General features: G+C 52.9%; 20 protein-coding genes and 1 pseudogene. 11 read left to right on the forward strand and 10 right to left on the reverse strand.

From position 1 onward, the window contains the following. The first annotated feature begins 77 nt into the window (after window positions 1-77). From L3069_RS10115 to L3069_RS10135, 5 genes are all read left to right on the forward strand, one after another. Window positions 78-404, forward strand: coding sequence for a YnfA family protein (locus tag L3069_RS10115; RefSeq protein WP_022647985.1), 327 nt, complete (start codon window positions 78-80; stop codon window positions 402-404). Window positions 405-515: 111 nt separating this feature from the next. Then, window positions 516-1,730, forward strand: coding sequence for a D-mannonate dehydratase ManD (gene manD, locus L3069_RS10120; protein ID WP_236901915.1), 1,215 nt, complete (start codon window positions 516-518; stop codon window positions 1,728-1,730). A gap of 14 nt (window positions 1,731-1,744) precedes the next feature. Beyond that, on the forward strand, window positions 1,745-2,764 hold the full coding sequence (locus L3069_RS10125; protein ID WP_038421477.1) for a Zn-dependent oxidoreductase: 1,020 nt from the start codon (window positions 1,745-1,747) through the stop codon (window positions 2,762-2,764). Between the two features lie 73 nt (window positions 2,765-2,837). Continuing rightward, the gene (locus L3069_RS10130) at window positions 2,838-4,217 is read left to right on the forward strand and encodes an MFS transporter (RefSeq protein WP_038415988.1); all 1,380 of its coding nucleotides are present in this window, start codon (window positions 2,838-2,840) and stop codon (window positions 4,215-4,217) included. Window positions 4,218-4,440: 223 nt separating this feature from the next. Next, the gene (locus tag L3069_RS10135) at window positions 4,441-5,904 is read left to right on the forward strand and encodes a mannitol dehydrogenase family protein (protein WP_038415989.1); all 1,464 of its coding nucleotides are present in this window, start codon (window positions 4,441-4,443) and stop codon (window positions 5,902-5,904) included. A 44-nt stretch (window positions 5,905-5,948) separates the two neighbouring features. Here L3069_RS10135 and ydfZ read toward each other — a convergent pair whose 3' ends face one another. Beyond that, window positions 5,949-6,152 (reverse strand): putative selenium delivery protein YdfZ, encoded by a 204-nt coding sequence (ydfZ, locus tag L3069_RS10140; protein ID WP_003857405.1) that lies wholly within the window; start codon window positions 6,150-6,152, stop codon window positions 5,949-5,951. A 287-nt stretch (window positions 6,153-6,439) separates the two neighbouring features. On the opposite strand from ydfZ, the gene L3069_RS10145 reads away from it, so the two are divergent. Then, a complete protein-coding gene (locus L3069_RS10145) occupies window positions 6,440-6,871 on the forward strand; it encodes a universal stress protein (protein WP_023300013.1) in 432 nt (143 codons plus the stop codon). 35 nt (window positions 6,872-6,906) lie between these two features. Here the strand turns inward: L3069_RS10145 and L3069_RS10150 are convergent, their stop codons facing one another. Beyond that, the gene (locus L3069_RS10150) at window positions 6,907-7,593 is read right to left on the reverse strand and encodes a GntR family transcriptional regulator (protein WP_003857403.1); all 687 of its coding nucleotides are present in this window, start codon (window positions 7,591-7,593) and stop codon (window positions 6,907-6,909) included. A gap of 90 nt (window positions 7,594-7,683) precedes the next feature. Beyond that, complete coding sequence (gene ydfG, locus L3069_RS10155; RefSeq protein WP_038415990.1) at window positions 7,684-8,430, reverse strand: bifunctional NADP-dependent 3-hydroxy acid dehydrogenase/3-hydroxypropionate dehydrogenase YdfG; 747 nt, start codon at window positions 8,428-8,430, stop codon at window positions 7,684-7,686. Window positions 8,431-8,573: 143 nt separating this feature from the next. Here ydfG and dcp point away from each other — a divergent pair, with 143 nt between their 5' ends. Beyond that, a complete protein-coding gene (gene dcp / locus L3069_RS10160; protein ID WP_038415991.1) occupies window positions 8,574-10,607 on the forward strand; it encodes a peptidyl-dipeptidase Dcp in 2,034 nt (677 codons plus the stop codon). 297 nt (window positions 10,608-10,904) lie between these two features. Here the strand turns inward: dcp and L3069_RS27420 are convergent, their stop codons facing one another. Further along, window positions 10,905-11,012: a YnaM/YnfT family protein gene (locus L3069_RS27420; RefSeq protein WP_022647993.1), complete on the reverse strand. Its 108-nt coding sequence runs from the start codon at window positions 11,010-11,012 to the stop codon at window positions 10,905-10,907. A gap of 209 nt (window positions 11,013-11,221) precedes the next feature. Beyond that, a complete protein-coding gene (locus L3069_RS10165) occupies window positions 11,222-11,449 on the reverse strand; it encodes a hypothetical protein (protein WP_071881491.1) in 228 nt (75 codons plus the stop codon). Between the two features lie 149 nt (window positions 11,450-11,598). On the opposite strand from L3069_RS10165, the gene L3069_RS10170 reads away from it, so the two are divergent. Beyond that, window positions 11,599-11,763: a YnfU family zinc-binding protein gene (locus tag L3069_RS10170; protein WP_213083702.1), complete on the forward strand. Its 165-nt coding sequence runs from the start codon at window positions 11,599-11,601 to the stop codon at window positions 11,761-11,763. A gap of 246 nt (window positions 11,764-12,009) precedes the next feature. On the opposite strand, the gene L3069_RS10175 is transcribed toward L3069_RS10170, so the two are convergent. The 3 genes from L3069_RS10175 to L3069_RS10185 form a co-directional block, all read right to left on the reverse strand. Next, the gene (locus L3069_RS10175; RefSeq protein ID WP_022647994.1) at window positions 12,010-12,228 is read right to left on the reverse strand and encodes a cold shock domain-containing protein; all 219 of its coding nucleotides are present in this window, start codon (window positions 12,226-12,228) and stop codon (window positions 12,010-12,012) included. Between the two features lie 367 nt (window positions 12,229-12,595). After that, complete coding sequence (locus tag L3069_RS10180) at window positions 12,596-13,285, reverse strand: SOS response-associated peptidase (protein ID WP_038415993.1); 690 nt, start codon at window positions 13,283-13,285, stop codon at window positions 12,596-12,598. A 263-nt stretch (window positions 13,286-13,548) separates the two neighbouring features. After that, on the reverse strand, window positions 13,549-13,788 hold the full coding sequence (locus L3069_RS10185) for a DinI family protein (RefSeq protein ID WP_038415994.1): 240 nt from the start codon (window positions 13,786-13,788) through the stop codon (window positions 13,549-13,551). Window positions 13,789-13,922: 134 nt separating this feature from the next. On the opposite strand from L3069_RS10185, the gene L3069_RS10190 reads away from it, so the two are divergent. Beyond that, window positions 13,923-15,143: an ISL3-like element ISKox3 family transposase gene (locus L3069_RS10190; RefSeq protein ID WP_000343760.1), complete on the forward strand. Its 1,221-nt coding sequence runs from the start codon at window positions 13,923-13,925 to the stop codon at window positions 15,141-15,143. A 295-nt stretch (window positions 15,144-15,438) separates the two neighbouring features. Next, on the forward strand, window positions 15,439-15,816 hold the full coding sequence (locus tag L3069_RS10195) for a translesion error-prone DNA polymerase V autoproteolytic subunit (protein ID WP_038417032.1): 378 nt from the start codon (window positions 15,439-15,441) through the stop codon (window positions 15,814-15,816). Window positions 15,817-15,821: 5 nt separating this feature from the next. On the opposite strand, the gene L3069_RS10200 is transcribed toward L3069_RS10195, so the two are convergent. Further along, window positions 15,822-16,990 (reverse strand): IS3-like element ISEc52 family transposase gene (locus L3069_RS10200; RefSeq protein WP_085929673.1). Its coding sequence is split into 2 segments (ribosomal slippage): window positions 15,822-16,741 and window positions 16,741-16,990, totalling 1,170 coding nucleotides; the frame shifts between segments, so codons are not numbered across the junction. Between the two features lie 121 nt (window positions 16,991-17,111). Between L3069_RS10200 and L3069_RS10205 the strand changes: the two genes are divergently transcribed. Beyond that, window positions 17,112-18,380, forward strand: a complete 1,269-nt coding sequence (locus L3069_RS10205) for a Y-family DNA polymerase (protein ID WP_032671166.1) — start codon at window positions 17,112-17,114, stop codon at window positions 18,378-18,380. Between the two features lie 79 nt (window positions 18,381-18,459). Here L3069_RS10205 and L3069_RS10210 read toward each other — a convergent pair. Continuing rightward, window positions 18,460-18,564 (reverse strand): annotated as a pseudogene (locus tag L3069_RS10210) (ASCH domain-containing protein); the annotation flags it as partial. Window positions 18,565-18,603: the final 39 nt, after the last annotated feature.

Consider the following 18,603-nt stretch of genomic DNA (forward strand, 5'->3'; position numbering starts at 1 on the left):
ACCCGCGCGGCAGGTATGGGAACGATGAGAGCATTATCGCGTATGATGTCTAAATCAATCCTCACGAAACGAGAAAAATGTTCAAAACGACGCTGCTTTTTTTCGCGACCGCGCTGTGTGAAATCATCGGATGCTTTTTGCCGTGGCTCTGGCTAAAGCGGGGCGCTTCCGCGCTGCTGCTGATCCCGGCGGGTGTGTCCCTGGTCCTTTTTGTCTGGCTGCTCACCCTGCATCCGGCCGCCAGCGGGAGGGTATATGCGGCCTACGGCGGAGTGTACGTCTGTACCGCGCTGCTGTGGCTGCGCGTTGTCGATGGCGTCAGGCTAAGCCTGTATGACTGGGCAGGCGCGCTGATTGCCCTGTGCGGCATGTTGATCATCGTGGCCGGTTGGGGACGCGCATAAGCGTCCTTATAGTGTGATCGCCCGCTGATTTTACGATCATTATACTTGTATGGTAGTAGTGTAGTTGCGTAAATTTCCTGCATCACAACGAGCGATGTAAGGAAATGGATTATGAAGATTGTCGGGGCTGAAGTATTTGTCACCTGCCCGGGGCGTAACTTTGTCACCCTTAAAATTACGACCGATGAAGGCATTGTCGGCCTGGGTGATGCCACGCTGAACGGACGCGAACTTTCCGTTGCCTCTTACCTGAAAGATCACCTGTGCCCTCAGCTGATTGGCCGCGATGCGCACCGCATCGAAGATATCTGGCAATTCTTCTATAAAGGCGCGTACTGGCGTCGTGGCCCGGTCACCATGTCAGCGATTTCTGCCGTGGATATGGCGCTGTGGGACATCAAAGCGAAAGCCGCGAACATGCCGCTCTATCAACTTCTGGGCGGAGCCTCCCGGGAAGGGGTGATGGTTTATTGTCATACCACCGGGCACACGATTGACGACGTACTGGAAGATTATGCCCGTCATAAAGAGATGGGCTTCAAGGCTATTCGCGTGCAGTGCGGCGTGCCGGGGATGAAAACCACCTATGGTATGTCTAAAGGAAAAGGGCTGGCGTATGAGCCTGCAACCAAGGGCGACTGGCCGGACGAGCAGCTTTGGTCCACCGAGAAATACCTCGACTTCACGCCGAAACTGTTCGACGCAGTGCGCAGTCAGTTCGGCTTCAACGAACATCTCCTTCACGACATGCACCATCGTCTGACGCCCATCGAAGCGGCGCGATTCGGCAAAAGCATTGAAGAGTACCGCCTGTTCTGGATGGAAGACCCGACTCCCGCTGAAAACCAGGAGTGTTTCCGCCTGATCCGCCAGCACACCGTCACGCCCATTGCGGTGGGGGAAGTGTTCAACAGCATCTGGGACTGCAAGCAGCTGATTGAAGAGCAGCTCATTGACTATATCCGCGCCACCATAACCCATGCGGGCGGCATCACCGGGATGCGTCGCATTGCTGACTTTGCCTCACTCTACCAGGTGTGCACCGGCTCACACGGCCCGTCGGATCTGTCGCCGATTTGCCACGCCGCGGCGCTGCATTTTGACCTGTGGGTACCGAACTTTGGCGTGCAGGAGTATATGGGGTATTCAGAGCAGATGCTGGAAGTGTTCCCGCACAGCTGGCGCTTCGATAACGGCTATATGCACCCGGGCGACAAGCCAGGGCTGGGCATTGAGTTTGATGAGAAGCTGGCAGCGAAATACCCGTACGAACCGGCCTGTCTGCCGGTGGCCCGTCTGGAAGACGGCACCCTCTGGAACTGGTAAACGAGGAGCGAATGATGAAAAGCGTAGTGATCCAACAGCCGAATGCGCTGGTGATTGAGGAGCGTCCTCTCCCGTTGCCGGACGCAGGCGACGTCCGCGTCAGAATTAAACTCGCCGGTATCTGCGGTTCAGACAGCCATATCTATCGCGGGCATAACCCGTTTGCGAAATACCCGCGGGTAATCGGTCACGAGTTCTTTGGCGAAATAGACGCGGTTGGCGAAGGCGTGGAGAGCACCCGACTGGGCCAGCGCGTGTCTGTTGATCCGGTGATCAACTGCGGACACTGCTACCCGTGTTCCGTCGGAAAACCGAACGTTTGCACCTCGCTGGTGGTGCTGGGCGTCCACCGTGACGGCGGCTTCAGCGAATACGCCGTCGTGCCGGCGAAAAATGCCTGGCACATTCCGGATGCGATCCCTGACAAACACGCGGTGATGGTTGAGCCCTTCACCATTGCCGCCAACGTGACGGGGCAGGCGAAACCCACCGAACAGGACGTGGCGCTGATCTACGGCGCAGGCCCGATGGGGCTGGTCACCGTGCAGGCGCTAAAGGGCGTTTACAAGGTGAAGCAGGTCATCGTGGTGGATCGGATTGATGAGCGGCTGGGGATGGCGCAACGCAGCGGCGCAGACTGGGTCTTCAACAACAGCGAGCACTCATTACAGGCCGCGCTGGATGAAAAAGGCATCAAGCCGACGTTAATCATCGATGCTGCCTGTCATCCATCCATTTTGCAGGAGGCGATTACGCTGGCGTCTCCGGCGGCGCGCATCGTGCTGATGGGCTTCTCCAGCGACCCGAGTCAGATCGTGCAGCAGGGGATCACCGGCAAAGAGCTGTCGATCTTCTCTTCGCGCCTGAATGCCAACAAATTTCCGGTGATCATTGACTGGCTGGAAAAAGGGCTGATCGACCCTGAAAAACTGGTCACCCATACATTTGACTATCACCACGTTACAGACGCCATCGAACTGTTTGAAAAAGACCGGCGGCAGTGCTGCAAAGTCTTGCTCACGTTCGACCAATAATAATTCACGCGGTTAAGAGCCTGCGAAGACAGGCTCTCAGTGGTACGCATCTTACCTTGCAGAGATAGCCATTATGACTCAAGCACAACCTCAAAGAAGTACGTCAGACCTGGTGAAAGCCGCCGTATCCGGCTGGCTGGGCACCGCCCTGGAGTTTATGGATTTTCAGCTTTACTCCCTTGGCGCCGCGCTGGTATTCCATGAAATTTTCTTCCCTGAACAATCCGCGGCCATGGCGCTGATCCTGGCGATGGGGACCTATGGGGCAGGCTACATCGCGCGTATCGTCGGGGCATTTATCTTCGGCAGAATGGGCGACAGAATTGGCCGCAAAAAGGTGCTGTTTATCACCATCACCATGATGGGGATCTGCACCACCTTAATCGGCGTCCTGCCAACCTACGCGCAGATCGGGATTTTCGCACCGGTGCTGCTGGTGACGCTGCGTATTATTCAGGGGCTGGGCGCGGGGGCAGAAATCTCCGGCGCAGGTACCATGCTGGCGGAGTACGCGCCGAAGGGTAAACGCGGCATCATCTCCTCGCTGGTGGCCATGGGAACCAACTGCGGGACGCTGAGCGCCACGGCGATCTGGGCCGTGATGTTCTTTGCCCTCGATCGTGAAGAGCTTATTGCCTGGGGCTGGCGCGTGCCGTTCCTCGCCAGCGTGGTGGTGATGATCTTCGCCATCTGGCTGCGTATGAACCTTAAAGAGAGCCCGGTGTTTGAGAAGGTTAACGACGCTGAAACCATTGCGCCGGTTGCTGCGCAGGATACCTCATTAGGTGCGATGTTTAAGAGCAAATCGTTCTGGCTGGCGACGGGGCTGCGCTTTGGTCAGGCCGGCAACTCAGGTTTGATTCAGACTTTCCTTGCCGGATATCTGGTGCAGACGCTGTTGTTTGATAAGGCGATCCCAACCGATGCGCTGATGATCAGTTCGATTCTCGGCTTCCTTTCCATCCCGCTGCTGGGCTGGCTGTCCGATAAAGTGGGGCGCCGTCTGCCGTATATCCTCCTTAACATTTCAGCCATTATTCTGGCTTACCCGATGCTGTCGATTATCGTCGATAAGAGTTACGCGCCGGGCGTGATTATGCTCTCTATCATTGTTATTCATAACTTTGCGGTGCTCGGGCTGTTCGCGCTGGAAAACATCACCATGGCAGAGATGTTTGGTTCGCGGAACCGCTTTACCCGCATGGCCATTTCGAAAGAGGCGGGCGGGCTGGTAGCCGTAGGCTTTGGTCCGGTGCTGGCGGGGATCTTCTGCAACATGACCGGGTCCTGGTGGCCGATTGTGGCGATGCTGGTAGCGTATTCGCTGATTGGGCTGGTCTCCGCGTTGCTGATGCCGGAAGTGCGCGACCGCGATTTGAGTGAAGCCGAAGATGCTGCGGAGGCTCCTCATAAGGAATCGGTAGCCTACGGCGCGCTCTCTTCACGCCGCTAGTGGTTTACATCTTGCGTTACCTGTCACACAACTTTTTACTGATGTCACACCACATGGCGAAAAGTTAATGTAAATCAAGATCTGAAAACGATGTATCAGTATGGTTAATGGCAGCGTTTTTTGACTCCGACTGCCATTCTAGTTGGTGTAGTCAGCAGGCGCTGCCGCTCTTAAAAGGAAGCGGCAGTGGATCACAGCTTTCATTAATTAACGAGTCTCAATCATGGAAAACCGATTATTACAGGCGAAGGCAACGCATCCTCAATACGATCGCGACAGCCTCAAGTCACGCATTGTTCATTTAGGGTTTGGCGCGTTTCACCGTGCGCACCAGGCGGTGTACACCGATATACTCGCCGCAGAACAGGGCAGCGACTGGGGTTACTGCGAAGTTAACCTGATTGGCGGCGAACAGCAGATAGCCGATCTGAAGGCACAGGATAACCTTTATACCGTGGCAGAGATGTCTGCCGATGCGTGGACGGCGCGCGTGGTCGGCGTCGTCAAAAACGCGCTGCATGCGCAGATCGACGGGCTGGAAACCGTGCTGGCGGCGCTGTGCGAGCCGCAGGTCGCCATTGTTTCCCTCACCATCACCGAGAAAGGATATTGCCACTCCCCGGCAACCGGACAACTGATGTTCGATCATCCGTTTATCGTTGCAGACCTGCAAAACCCGCATCAGCCTAAATCTGCGCCGGGCGTGGTGGTTGAGGCGCTGGCGCGCCGCAAGGCGGCGGGGCTACCGGCATTCAGCGTGATGTCATGCGATAACATGCCGGAGAACGGCCACGTGATGCGCAATGTGACCTGTGCCTACGCGCGCGCCGTAGACGGCGAACTGGCGGACTGGATCGAAGCGAACGTCACCTTCCCGTCAACGATGGTGGACCGCATTGTGCCCGCCGTCACGGCTGATACGCTGGATAAAATCGAACAGCTGACTGGTGTACGCGATCCGGCAGGTGTCGCCTGCGAGCCGTTCCGCCAGTGGGTGGTGGAAGATAATTTTGTTGCCGGACGTCCCCAGTGGGAAAAGGCCGGTGCGGAGCTGGTTTCTGATGTCATTCCGTTTGAAGAGATGAAGCTGCGAATGCTTAACGGCAGCCACTCGTTCCTGGCCTATCTCGGCTATCTGGCCGGTTATCAGCACATTAACGACTGCATGGAAGATGAACATTATCGCGCAGCCGCGCATGCGCTAATGCTGATAGAGCAGGCGCCGACGTTGAAAGTGCGGGGCGTGGATTTGGGTCGTTATGCCGACCAGCTGATTGCGCGTTACAGCAATCCGGCCCTGCGTCACCGCACCTGGCAAATCGCCATGGACGGTAGCCAGAAATTGCCGCAGCGCATGCTCGATTCCGTGCGCTGGCACCTTGTCCACCAGAAACCCTTCCCGCTGCTGGCTCTCGGCGTGGCGGGCTGGATGCGTTATGTCGGCGGTGTGGATGAGCAGGGTAACGCGATTGAGGTGAGCGATCCGCAGCTGGCGGTGATTCAGGCGGCGGTAAACGGTAGCGCTGAAGGTGAAAGCCGCGTTAGCGCGCTGTTGGGCATTGAGGCTATTTTCGGTAACGAGCTGCCGAAGGACACGGTATTCGTGGCTGCCGTCATGCAGGCCTATCAAACGTTGCTGCAAAAAGGCGCGAAGGCCACGGTTGCTAAGTACGCCACCCGGCTTTAACGCTTTGACATGCCGCCGTTCGCGGCGGCATGTCGGGGCACAGCTTAGTGCATCCCCAGGCGAATCAGCTCAATCGGTTCGAACTTACCCTCGCATCCTTCCACTTCAACCGTTTTACCACGACGCACCTGCTCGGCATTAAGGCCGTCGCTGTGGATCGCTTTAATCACGCCGAACTGACCTGTGCCGCTAATCATGACGCGGCTGCCAGTGGTGATTGCATTTCGGTTACGGTCGTATGTCATCATGGTATTTTCTCCTCTCGCACTTATCCGTTACGGCGCTAATTCAACGGCTGTCGTTCACGGGGCACTATTAATACGCTTCTCTTAAACGAAATTATTTGCTTTTGATCAAGCTCACACTTTTTTCTTATTTCCTGATGGCGTTGACGGTTCAGGACACCGCTTTACAAAGCGGACAGTTATTTTCCTTAATTGATAGTTTCCAGACGCAAGCGTTTAGGCTTTGTTTATATCCACAATGCCATTCTGGAGGCAGAAAATAACCCTTCATCGGAAAAGGAGTCAGGCTTATGTATAAGAAAATTTTGATGCCTGTTGACGTGTTTGAAATGGATCTAAGCGATAAAGCGGTACGCCACGCGGTCAACCTCGCGAAATCGGAAGGCGCAACGATCACCCTGGTCAACATTCTCCCTAACAGCAGCCGTTCGTTACTGCGGGGGTTCAATGCCGATATTAAGAAGTTCGAAGAGTATATGACCGCCGAGTCGGATAAGAAGATGAAGGCACTGAAACGGCTCTTTGATATGTCCCCAGAAAATATTGATTGTGAAGTACGTTTCGGCAACGTACGCGATGAAATCATCCAGCTCAGCAAAGAGGGGAAATATGACGTTATTGTTATCGGATCAAGAAACCCGAGCATGACAACACATCTGCTGGGCTCGAATGCTGAAACTATCCTGCGCTACGCCACTATTCCGGTATTAGTGGTCCGCTAATCACTTCGCCGCAACCGAAAGGGGGCGGCGAGGTTTTATTCTTCGCTGAACCACTCGCGGTTTTCCTGACGAATTAACTGAACTGACTCGCTAATTTCCTGAAGGTGAAGCGTCATCGCTTTATCTACGGCTTCCACGTCGCGTTTTTCCAGTGCGCTGAAAATATCGTGATGCTGGCGCAGCAACATCTCTGGCGGAGAAACATGGTCGAGGCTCATGTAGCGCACGCGGTCGATGGTAGCTTTGATGTTTTCGACGGTATCCCACGCGAGCTGGCACTCGGCGATCTGCGCCAGTTTCTGGTGAAATTCGTCGTCCAGCTGGAAAAAGTCGTTTAACTGTTTGCGGTCGATGGCAATGCGTTGCTGATGCAGGTTTTGCTCCAGCAGGTAGCACTGGTTATCGTTGATGAGCGACGCGGCGCGACGCACAACGGCGCACTCAATGGCCTGGCGAACAAAACAGCCATTCCGTACCTGCGAAAGCGAAATTTTATTTACATAGCTGCCGCGCTGAGGGCGGATCTGGATAAGGCCGTTTTCTGCGAGCTTAATAAACGCCTCGCGCACGGGCTGACGGGAAACGTCAAAACGTACCGAAACCTCTTTTTCTGAGAGTGGCGTTCCCGGTGGGATCAGGCAGCGAACGATATCACGGCGTAAGATGCGATAAATTTGCTGATTTACAGGCTGGGTAGGATTAAGTTGCGATTCAGCGGCCATGGGTTGTGATTTCTCAGAGAGTTAACCTGAACATACTACCATTCTTTTAACCGTCATCACATACCCGGCCCGCAGGCCGGGAAGGGTGAATTACCCGCGATGCACGCTGAGTCCGGCATAGGTCTGGCTGACGGGCATCATCTCAACCGTGTTGATGTTGACATGCTTCGGCAGCGTCGCGACCCACCAGACGGTTTCGGTGATATCTTCCGGCGTCAGCGCATTCGCATTTTCATAGGTTTTATCCGCTTTCGCGTCATCACCTTTGAAACGCACGTTGGAGAATTCCGTTCCACCGACCAGACCCGGCTCAACATCGGTCACGCGGATCGCGGTACCGTGCAGGTCGGTGCGCAGGTTCAGGCTGAACTGGCGTACAAAGGCCTTGGTTGCGCCATAGACGTTGCCGCCCGCGTAAGGCCAGCTGCCTGCGGTGGAACCGATATTAATGATATGACCACGGTTACGTTCAACCATGCCCGGCAGCACGGCGCGGGTCATGTACACCAGGCCTTTGTTGTTGGTGTCGATCATGTTCTCCCAGTCTTCCACGTTGGCTTTGTGGGCAGGCTCCATGCCCAGCGCCAGGCCAGCGTTATTGACCAGCACGTCGATTTCACGCCATTCGGCAGGCAGGTTGGCAATCATCTCTTCAATGGCGGCGCGGTTGCGCACGTCCAGCTGTGCGGTCAGGATGCTGTCGCCCAGCTCGTCTTTCAACTCCTGGAGACGCTCCTGACGACGACCCGTTGCAATCACCTTATGTCCGTTGGCGACGAAGCGACGCGTGATGCTTTCACCAAAACCTGCTGTCGCCCCGGTAACTAATATAATCATCTCACTGTTCCTCAACGCTTTTTGTGTTGTACTACCATAGCACGCACTCGGGCACATCGTTAAGGCAACATTTGTATGACGCCATTGCAGGCCGGAGCAGGCTGGCCTACTCTGGTGAGAAATACCGTGCTCAGGAGTAAACGATGTCGGTCAACAACCCTTTCTTTGACGTTAGCCTGCTGCCTTATCAGGCTCCGCGTTTTGATGTGATAGAAGACAGCCACTATCGCCCGGCGTTTGATGAAGCAATGCGCCTCAAGCGTGCAGATATTGACGCGATTATCGCGCAGAGCGCCGTGCCGGACTTCAACAACACCGTGCTGGCGCTGGAAAAGAGCGGGGCCATGCTGTCGCGCGTCAGCAGCGTGTTCTTCGCCATGACGTCCGCACACACCAACGATTATCTTCAGGCACTGGACGAGCAGTTCTCCACCGAACTGGCCGGGCTGGCGAACGATATCTGGCTAAACGATACGCTTTTCGCCCGCGTGGAAGCCGTCTGGCAGGATCGCGACACGCTGGATGCCGAATCCCGCCGACTGACGGAGGTGACGTATCAGCACTTTGTTCTTGCGGGCGCGCGTCTGAACGCCGATGAAAAAGCCGAGCTGAAAGCCCTGAATACCGAAGCCGCCACCCTGACCAGCCAGTTCAACCAGCGCCTGCTGGCGGCGAATAAGGCGGGAGGGCTGGTGGTGGATGATGTTCACCAGCTTGACGGACTCAGTGCGGAGGAGATGGCTGCCGCGGCTCATGCTGCCGCAGAAAAAGGGCTGACGGATCGCTGGCTGATCCCGCTTCTGAATACCACGCAACAGCCCGCGCTGGCGGCGCTGTCTCTGCGCGAGACCCGTAAAAAGTTGTTTAGCGCGGGCTGGGAACGCACTCAAAAAGGCGACGAAAACGATACGCGCGACCTGATCCTTCGGCTTACCGCGTTGCGGGCAAGACAGGCGCAGCTGCTCGGCTTTGACAACTATGCCAGCTGGAGCATTGCCGATCAAATGGCGAAAACGCCGGATGCCGCGCTCGAATTCATGCGCGGGATAGTTCCTGCGGCGCGCAGCAGGGCCGCGCTGGAGCAGGCGGATATTCAGAAGGTCATTGACGACGAGCAGGGCGGTTTTACGGTGCAGGCCTGGGACTGGGCGTTTTATGCCGAACGCGTGCGTTCAGCGAAATATGCGCTGGATGAGTCGCAGATCAAACCCTATTTCGCGCTCAATACCGTGCTGGAAGATGGCGTATTCTGGACCGCCACGCAGTTGTTCGGTATCCGCTTTGTCGAGCGTTTCGATATTCCGGTTTATCACCCGGACGTTCGCGTGTGGGAGATTTTCGACCACACGGGTGAAGGCATGGCGCTGTTCTACGGCGACTTTTTCGCGCGTGATTCCAAAGCGGGCGGGGCGTGGATGGGGAATTTTGTTGAGCAGTCTTACGAGTTTGCCGCGCGTCCGGTGATTTATAACGTCTGCAACTATCAAAAACCGGCGAACGGTCAGACCGCGCTGATCTCCTGGGATGATGTGATTACCCTGTTCCACGAGTTTGGCCATACGCTACATGGCCTGTTTGCCAGCCAGCGCTATGCCACGCTTTCAGGCACCAACACGCCACGTGATTTCGTTGAATTCCCGTCGCAGATCAATGAACACTGGGCCAGCCATCCGCAGGTGTTTGCGCACTTTGCCCGCCATTATCAAACCGGCGAGCCGATGCCGGATGCGCTGCGGGAAAAAATGCTCAATGCGACCCAGTTTAATAAGGGTTATGACATGACGGAACTGCTGAGCGCCGCGCTGCTGGATATGAACTGGCACGGCATTCAGGAGCCCGTTGAAGACGTGGAAACCTTTGAAGCCGCCGCGTTGAAAAAAGAAGGGCTGGATCTTCCAGCCGTACCGCCGCGCTATCGCAGCAGCTATTTTGCCCATATCTTCGGCGGCGGCTACGCGGCGGGCTATTACGCCTATCTCTGGACGCAGATGCTGGCGGACGATGGCCACCAGTGGTTTGTCGAGCAGGGTGGTTTGACGCGCGAAAACGGACAGACATTCCGCGAGGCGATTTTGTCCCGCGGGAACAGTACTGATTTAGCTGAACTTTACCGGAACTGGCGCGGGCACGATCCGAGGATCGAACCGATGCTGGAGAATCGTGGATTGAGTGTTTAAGGGCTTTTTAGTGTGGAAACAGAACCGGGCGCGATGCCCGGTTTTTTGTTCGATTTTTTCTTCCCCGAAACTCCTCCAAATTCCTCCCCAAAATGAATCCTTAAATTCTGCGAAATTTGCAGGATAACTTTCTTATGGCTGACCCTATATATCAGGGCGAACGACTGGGCAGCTTCCTGCTGCGCCAATGGAGAGGGAATTAATTGTGGAACGTACCCGGGGCTGGAGTGGCGCTGCCTGCGAGGAAAGGTGAATAGGCTGCCCAGTAAATAAAGAGGTTATGGAAACTTGAATACATTACAGTTCATCAGGATTGTTCGATACGCTGATCCCGATCTTGATCAGACTTAAAATCATCAATGCCAGTACCATTGCCACGATAGTAGAGATGATAAGCGTTGTCATAAAGGCCCCCTTTGTGAGTATATCTTTTAGACTGTTTGAATCAAAAAATGTTCCGAGTCCTAAAAAATATATGACATTAGACAGGAATGTATCGTCTGCTAAATGAAAAAAAAAGCCTACGCCAGGTAGGCAATACTGATAATTCCTAATTGTTTTAATAATGCTTGTTACTAAAGGTTATCTGCAGTGTTGGTAGAAGATATTGAAGCTTATAGATACTTCCTGGCTGCATCTAATATTTCCTGAGATGTAAGCTCTCGATCTGATGCAACATAGATAACTTCATGGTCACCTGTTAAAGAGGGAAAACCGGCTGACATTATCGGAAGGTTTATCCCTTCTCCATTAGGGTATTGTTCGCGTATTGATGTCACGCCCTTAAGTACGGTGATTACTTTACCTGGTTTACCATTAAAGAAAATAATTACTTTTTTCATGTATCACCATGTATTTCAGGGAGTTTTATGGCCCGGGGTTGTTCGAAAGGGGTTGATTTATTGACGTTTAGTTACCTCTTTCGAAATTAAAACAAGCAATATTCTGCCTTAACGTGTACTGTAGCAGTCCATTTGTACTGGAGAAGCTTATGTCTGCACGTAAAAACACGCAATTCCGCCGAAATTATTTAGTCAAATGCCCTTGTCCAAACTGCACAAGAGACTCGGAGCATAGTTACAATCGTGTACAAAAGGGAGCTCAACTGGTTTGCCCTTACTGCAACGCGTTGTTCAAATCCCCTCAGCATTACTAAAAAATCTCATATAATAACTAAGAAGTGATGCTTTTGGAGGCTGCCTAACCTCTTACGCACTTTAATATTTTATAAGCAGTTAGTTTCTGCTTTGAGACTATTCATGCAGCAGTCCTGCATTTCATCACATCGGTCAGCAAATTTGACGGTGCTGTAAATATGCTGGCCTGTTGTAATGATATTCGCAAACGATAAATGACGCTTCTGATTATTTAATTCACAGAAGCTTAAGTGGTCATTGAGGGGTTATTTATCGCAAAGCGTAACATTTGCAGCTGTCGGACCTTTGGTACCGGCAATGACAGCAAATTTAACTTTTTGGCCTTCAAAAAGAGTTTTGAATGTCTCTCCCTGTAGAGAAGAAGAGTGAACAAGGATATCTTTACTTCCATCGAGTGGGGAGATGAAGCCAAAGCCCTTATCATCGTTAAACCACTTAACAAGACCTATCATTTTTGATGACATAAAAACTCCACTTGAACACTTAAAAGTTACAAGTTCATGAAAAGAAACGCATGATGGCATACGTATGGACTCAAGAGGAGGGGATATCAGAGATAGCACCTGGTTATGAGGACTACTTTGGAAAAGTCAGATTCACATTGCATCGAACCAACCGCATCATTAAGGCACGTGTAGATCTTTTAAGCAAATCTTATTTTAGCCATCTGGGAGGCCATACAGATCAGATTAGCCAATCCAAATTTTTCCTGTGTCGTCAAATTTGATTTATAGCAAGGAAATAATTTGTCCCGTAAAATGACAGGAGTTGTCAAAGGTTTTGACTTCAATAGAGGGAAGGGTTTTATTATCCCATCTAAAAAGTGCAGGTCTAACTAAGATCAGATTTGATTTCTATTTGCTCTATCAAATTCCTCCCCTGGTTTTTTACATTTCCTACTGTACGCGTTACCGCATGCCAGACGAACTTATCGGCGGGCACTGCACCATCTGAAGCTATCTCTTCAGCTTCCTTCCCGCCAACATGCTGTCGCATCCACTCGCGTGCCGCTTCTGGTGACAAAACCAGTGGCCTGCGGTCATGAATGTCGACGAGGCCTTTATCAGCCGCAGACGTCACAATCAGAAATCCCTCGGCTTCATCGCCGCGCTCAAACGGTGTGCTTCCGATCGCCGCCATAAAGATTGGCTGACCGTCGGCCCGGTGGATGAAGTAGGGTTGTTTCTTGTCACCTGACTTCTTCCATTCGAACCATCCATCGGCAAAACAGATCGCCCGGCCATGTTGCCACAGAGGTTTAAACATTCTGCTGGTGGCCGCGGTTTCTACACGTGCGTTAATCAGTGGTGCTTTGTCCCACCATCCAGGTGCGTAGCCCCAGAACACCGGATCGAGGTGCAGTAGTTCGTCGCGTTCGCTCAGCAGCAGGACTTTGGTACCGGGCGCAACGTTGTACCGGCCAATGGGGGCCGGGTCATACGCGATGTCGCGATCGCCTTCGTCGGCAAGGTAGGCCAGGTATTCTTCACGGGTTTGGGCTTGTGCAAAGCGTCCACACATAGAAACCTCCAGTCGGATGTCATACTCAAAGTATAGGGCAGGGATAAGATGACTTGATCGACATGCAAAAGCTGTATTTTGTACAAGATAACGCGAGAAAATGGGCAGAAATTCCGGGAGGCGTTTTTATCTTGCGGGCACGATCCGAGAAATGAACCGATGCTGGAGAACCGCGGGTGAGTGATTAAAGGCATTACTGGCTGAAAACAGAACCGGGCATTGCGCCCGGTTTTTCCCCGGTGGGCTGGTATTTGTTAACCTTGTTACTCGTGCGTCAGCCACATGTCCGACTCTTCAAACATTTCCTCAAGCATACGGTTCAGCTTTTCCCGGTCGCTTTTGCTGGCATCGCTATTCAGGCCATTCGCCTGCATTGGCTTAACCGTCACGCTGGCATCAGGAAAAATCCGGTGCACACGTTTTGTCAGTTCAGCCAGAATTATCTCCCTGGCTCCCTCCAGCCCCTGTACGTTTCGCTTGTCATAAACCAGTTCAACAAACATTATTTTTTCCCTATGAATATTAATTGTGCGATTCTGTCTGCACGTAAAAATACTACTGTATATGGGTGGGTCTTCCCTTGTTGTGGTGGCTGAAGGCATGATAATGGTGTATTTAATCGCCAGAGGTCACCGCCATGGACGAAAAGTCCCTCTACGCTCATATTCTCAACCTGTCCGATCCGTGGCAGGTAAAGTCCCTTTCTCTCGATGAAAATGCCGGTTCTGTTACTGTCACTATTGAGATCGCTGAAAACACCCGGCTAGCCTGTCCGACCTGCGGTAAATCCTGTTCTGTTCACGATCACCGTCATCGTAAATGGCGCCATCTTGATACCTGCCAGTTCACCACTATTGTTGAAGCCGATGTTCCACGAATTATGTGTCCGGAGCATGGCTGCCTGACGTTGCCTGTTCCGTGGGCTGGCCCCGGAAGCCGGTATACGTTGCTATTCGAATCGTTCGTTCTCTCATGGCTGAAAATCAGCACCGTTGATGCTGTCAGGAAGCAACTTAAGCTCAGTTGGAATGCGGTTGACGGCATTATGACCCGGGCAGTTAAGCGAGGTCTTGCCCGGATAAAAAAGCCATTATCCGCCCGTCATATGAATGTGGATGAGGTCGCCTTTAAAAAAGGACATCGTTACATAACGGTGATCTCCGATCGCGATGGTCGGGCGCTGGCCTTAACGGATGATCGCGGCACAGAGAGTCTTGCCGGCTATCTTCGCACGCTCACTGATGGGCAGTTGCTGGCTATCAAAACGCTCTCAATGGACATGAACGCGGGCTATATAAGAGCAGCGCGTATCCACTTACCCAGTGCGGTTGAGAAAATCGCCTTTGACCGCTTCCATGTGGCGAAGCAACTGGGCGAGGTAGTTGATAAAACCCGTCAGAATGAACATCCGCACCTCCCTGTTGAAAGCCGACACCAGGCAAAAGGAACCCGCTTCCTGTGGCAGTACAGCGATAAGTGGATGACCGAATCCCGGCAGGAAAAGCTGATGTGGCTGCGTGCACAGATGAAGCTGACGAGCCAGTGCTGGGCGCTGAAAGAGCTGGCAAAGGATATCTGGAACAGGCCATGGAGCGAGGAAAGACGGAGTGACTGGCAGAGATGGTTGGCGCTGGCGGCTAACAGTGACGTTCCCATGATGAAAAATGCCGCGAAAACGATAGGAAAAAGGCTGTACGGGATCCTGAATGCGATGCGACACAGTGTCTCAAACGGAAATGCGGAGGCACTTAACAGCAAGATCAGGCTGCTGAGGATAAAAGCCAGGGGATACCGAAACCGGGAGCGCTTTAAACTGGGGGTGATGTTCCACTACGGAAAGCTGAATATGGCGTTCTGAGCCTTCCCACCATGATCGGGGAAGACCCATATGGGTACAGTCAAACGGCATTCCGGCTAAAGAAATGCCATGCCGCTCTTCACCTTGTTTATGTTGATGACAATCTATTCATTTAGCCTTTAAAACGAGCAGTCGAAGCGTTTAATCGTAAAATTTACAAAAACCATAATTTGAAGCCAGAGAGAAACTTACAAACGAAACGGTGAAGGTTTAAACAGTCGCTACGGTTCAGCTGCCTTGCGCGTGCTTTAAAACAAAACTACTGTATATAAAAACAGTGTTAGAGGTATGCGTAATGGAATTTATCAGACCTACAGAACTGCGTGAGATTATCGCGCTTCCACTTTTCAGCGATTTAGTTCAGTGCGGATTCCCAAGCCCGGCTGCCGATTATGTGGAGCAGCGCATTGATCTTAATGAACTTCTGGTTGCCCACCCCAGCTCGACGTATTTCGTTAAAGCCGCGGGTGATTCAATGATTGAAGGGGGAATAAGCGACGGCGATTTACTGGTGGTCGATAGTTCCCGAACGGCTGAGCACGGCGATATCGTCATCGCCGCGGTGGAAGGGGAATTCACCGTTAAGCGCCTGCAACTGCGGCCTAATGTTCAACTCAATCCGATGAACAGCGCTTATTCACCGATTATCGTTGGCAGTGAAGACACGCTGTGAAGTGGTCAACAAAAACTGGCCACCGCGTTAGAGTTTTTCCAGTATCGGTTTTCTGATTCGTTTGGCGGTAACCCACCATTATATTCGTGCGGTCTTAGTGCGCTGTAATATCCAACGATATAGTCCGTTATTGCGTGAGCTGCATCGCTGAAGCTTACATAGCCCGTCGCCGGCACCCATTCGTTCTTCAGACTCCTGAAGAAGCGCTCCATTGGGCTGTTATCCCAGCAGTTTCCACGCCGACTCATACTCTGCCTGATCCGGTATCGCCACAGTAACTGCCGGAACTGCCTGCTCGTATAATGGCTGCCTTGATCGCTGTGGAACATCACCCCGACGGGCTTACCACGGGTTTCCCATGCCATTTCCAGTGCTTTCATGGTGAGCCTGCTGTCCGGCGAGAACGACATGGCCCAGCCCACTGGTTTTCTTGCGAACAGGTCGAGAACAACGGCGAGGTACGCCCAGCGCTTACCCGTCCAGATATAGGTCACATCACCGCACCACACCTGATTTGGTTCCGTTACGGCGAACTGTCGCTCAAGATGATTCGGGATAGCAACGTGCTCATGACCGCCACGCTTATACCGGTGAGTCGGCTGCTGGCAACTGACCAGCCCCAGCTCTTTCATGAGTCTGCCAGCAAGCCAGCGCCCCATCTGGTAGCCTCTCTGGGTTGCCATTGTGGCGATGCTTCTTGCTCCGGCAGAGCCGTGGCTGATGCCATGCAGTTCAAGTACCTGACTGCGTAATACAGCCCGTCTGCCGTCTGGCTTTTCAGGACGGTTTTTCCAGTATTTGTAGCTGCTGCGATGAACCCCGAACACATGGCAGAGAGTGGCCACAGGATAACGCGCCCTGAGTTTCCCGATTATCGAGAACTGTTCAGGGAGTCTGACATCAAGAGCGCGGTAGCCTTTTTTAATATTTCATTTTCCATTTCAATACGTTGTAGCTTTTTCCTGAGCTCACGGATTTCAATTTGTTCCGGGGTAATGGGGGAGGCTTTTGGTGTTTTGCCCTGCCGTTCATCACGTAATTGTTTCACCCATCGCGTCATTGTGGAAAGGCCGACATCCATAGCGCTGGCTGCATCTGCCACGGTGTAGTTCTGGTCAACGACCAGTTGAGCGGATTCGCGTTTAAACTCTGCGCTGAAATTTCTTTTTTTCATTATGACACCTGTGTTGTTCTGAGGTGAGCATATCACCTCTGTTCAGGTGGCCAAATTCAGTAAACCACTTCACTGGACGTTTTTGGTGTGGTCACTTTTATTGTTAAATCGGCCAGCTGATATGTTTGCGCTCTGTGATGTGAATTCATTCTATGCATCATGCGAGACGGTATTCAGGCCAGATTTGAGAGGCCGACCGGTGGTTGTCCTCTCAAATAACGACGGTTGCGTGATAGCGCGCAGCGCAGAGGCCAAAGCCGCTGGCGTTACCATGGGGGCGCCATACTTTAAGCAGAAAGACCTGTTCCGGCGCGCCGGCGTGGTTTGCTTCAGCAGTAACTACGAACTTTACGCTGACATGTCCAGCCGGGTAATGACCACGCTGGAAGAAATAAGCCCTCGCGTCGAAATATATTCCATTGATGAGGCCTTTTGTGATCTCACCGGGGTTCGTAATTGCCGGGACCTGACTGATTTTGGCAAGGAGATCCGCGAAACGGTTTTGAAGCGTACGCACCTGAGGGTCGGCGTTGGCATAGCCCAGACGAAGACGCTGGCGAAGCTGGCAAATCACGCGGCGAAGAAATGGCAGCAGCAGACGGGTGGGGTGGTTGATTTATCCAATATCGACCGCCAGCGCCGGTTGTTGGCTATCGTGCCTGTAGAGGACGTATGGGGCGTGGGCAGGCGCATCAGCAAGAAGCTCAATGCGATGGGTATCAAAACGGCGCTGGATCTCTCAGAGCAGAGCACGTGGATTATCCGCAAGCACTTCAATGTAGTGCTGGAGCGAACGGTCCGGGAGCTGCGCGGCGAGCCGTGCCTCGATCTGGAAGAGTTTGCACCGACAAAGCAGGAGATCGTCTGTAGTCGGTCATTCGGTGAGCGCGTGACAGAATACGAGCAGGTGCGCCAGGCTATATGCAGCTATGCGGCCCGTGGCGCTGAGAAGTTACGTGGCGAGCACCAGTATTGCCGCTTTATCTCGGCGTTCGTAAAGACCTCTCCGTTCGCTCTGAACGAACCCTATTACGGCAACAGTGCCTCAATGACGCTTCTCACACCCACTCAGGACTCCCGCGACATTATCAACGCCGCGGTAAAGTGCCTCGACAAAATCTGGAAGGAGGGCCACCGCTACCAGAAAGCCGGCATTATGCTCGGGGACTTCTTCAGCCAGGGCGTTGCCCAGCTCAATTTGTTTGACAATAGCGCGCCGCGTGCCGGAAGTGAAAAGCTGATGGAAGTGCTGGATCGTCTGAACGCGAAAGATGGAAAGGGTACGCTTTATTTTGCCGGGCAGGGCATACAGCAGCAATGGCAGATGAAGCGTGAAATGCTTTCGCCGCGGTATACGACCCGGTATTCAGATTTACTGAGAATTCGATGAATGTTAATGGCTGTTTTGTGCCAGAAGCGGACATTGATATAAATGGCAATTGATCAAACGCCAGCCCCTTTACTTTGTCCTACAGGATCTCAACCACTTCAAACTCTTCTGCGATCAACTCCATATCTTCAGAAAAATGGCCTTCGCGGCTGAAAAATCTCTGATGCTCTTTCTGCCAGTATTTAAATGGTGTTCTTAAACGGAACGTACGCCAGTTTTCCGG

The sequence above is a fragment of the Enterobacter cloacae complex sp. ECL411 genome (assembly GCF_021869665.1).
GTDB lineage: Bacteria > Pseudomonadota > Gammaproteobacteria > Enterobacterales > Enterobacteriaceae > Enterobacter > Enterobacter intestinihominis.

What these genes read in the sequence shown, in the direction of transcription:
- ydfG (WP_038415990.1), bottom strand. Translation starts at nt 8,430, where the DNA reads ATGATTATATTAGTTACCGGGGCGACAGCAGGTTTTGGTGAAAGCATC.
- L3069_RS10145 (WP_023300013.1), top strand. Translation starts at nt 6,440, where the DNA reads ATGTATAAGAAAATTTTGATGCCTGTTGACGTGTTTGAAATGGATCTA.
- L3069_RS10205 (WP_032671166.1), top strand. Translation starts at nt 17,112, where the DNA reads ATGTTTGCGCTCTGTGATGTGAATTCATTCTATGCATCATGCGAGACG.
- L3069_RS10135 (WP_038415989.1), top strand. Translation starts at nt 4,441, where the DNA reads ATGGAAAACCGATTATTACAGGCGAAGGCAACGCATCCTCAATACGAT.
- L3069_RS10165 (WP_071881491.1), bottom strand. Translation starts at nt 11,449, where the DNA reads ATGAAAAAAGTAATTATTTTCTTTAATGGTAAACCAGGTAAAGTAATC.
- dcp (WP_038415991.1), top strand. Translation starts at nt 8,574, where the DNA reads ATGTCGGTCAACAACCCTTTCTTTGACGTTAGCCTGCTGCCTTATCAG.
- ydfZ (WP_003857405.1), bottom strand. Translation starts at nt 6,152, where the DNA reads ATGATGACATACGACCGTAACCGAAATGCAATCACCACTGGCAGCCGC.
- L3069_RS10175 (WP_022647994.1), bottom strand. Translation starts at nt 12,228, where the DNA reads ATGTCATCAAAAATGATAGGTCTTGTTAAGTGGTTTAACGATGATAAG.
- L3069_RS10170 (WP_213083702.1), top strand. Translation starts at nt 11,599, where the DNA reads ATGTCTGCACGTAAAAACACGCAATTCCGCCGAAATTATTTAGTCAAA.
- L3069_RS10130 (WP_038415988.1), top strand. Translation starts at nt 2,838, where the DNA reads ATGACTCAAGCACAACCTCAAAGAAGTACGTCAGACCTGGTGAAAGCC.
- L3069_RS10185 (WP_038415994.1), bottom strand. Translation starts at nt 13,788, where the DNA reads ATGTTTGTTGAACTGGTTTATGACAAGCGAAACGTACAGGGGCTGGAG.
- manD (WP_236901915.1), top strand. Translation starts at nt 516, where the DNA reads ATGAAGATTGTCGGGGCTGAAGTATTTGTCACCTGCCCGGGGCGTAAC.
- L3069_RS27420 (WP_022647993.1), bottom strand. Translation starts at nt 11,012, where the DNA reads ATGACAACGCTTATCATCTCTACTATCGTGGCAATGGTACTGGCATTG.
- L3069_RS10115 (WP_022647985.1), top strand. Translation starts at nt 78, where the DNA reads ATGTTCAAAACGACGCTGCTTTTTTTCGCGACCGCGCTGTGTGAAATC.
- L3069_RS10190 (WP_000343760.1), top strand. Translation starts at nt 13,923, where the DNA reads ATGGACGAAAAGTCCCTCTACGCTCATATTCTCAACCTGTCCGATCCG.
- L3069_RS10180 (WP_038415993.1), bottom strand. Translation starts at nt 13,285, where the DNA reads ATGTGTGGACGCTTTGCACAAGCCCAAACCCGTGAAGAATACCTGGCC.
- L3069_RS10195 (WP_038417032.1), top strand. Translation starts at nt 15,439, where the DNA reads ATGGAATTTATCAGACCTACAGAACTGCGTGAGATTATCGCGCTTCCA.
- L3069_RS10125 (WP_038421477.1), top strand. Translation starts at nt 1,745, where the DNA reads ATGAAAAGCGTAGTGATCCAACAGCCGAATGCGCTGGTGATTGAGGAG.
- L3069_RS10150 (WP_003857403.1), bottom strand. Translation starts at nt 7,593, where the DNA reads ATGGCCGCTGAATCGCAACTTAATCCTACCCAGCCTGTAAATCAGCAA.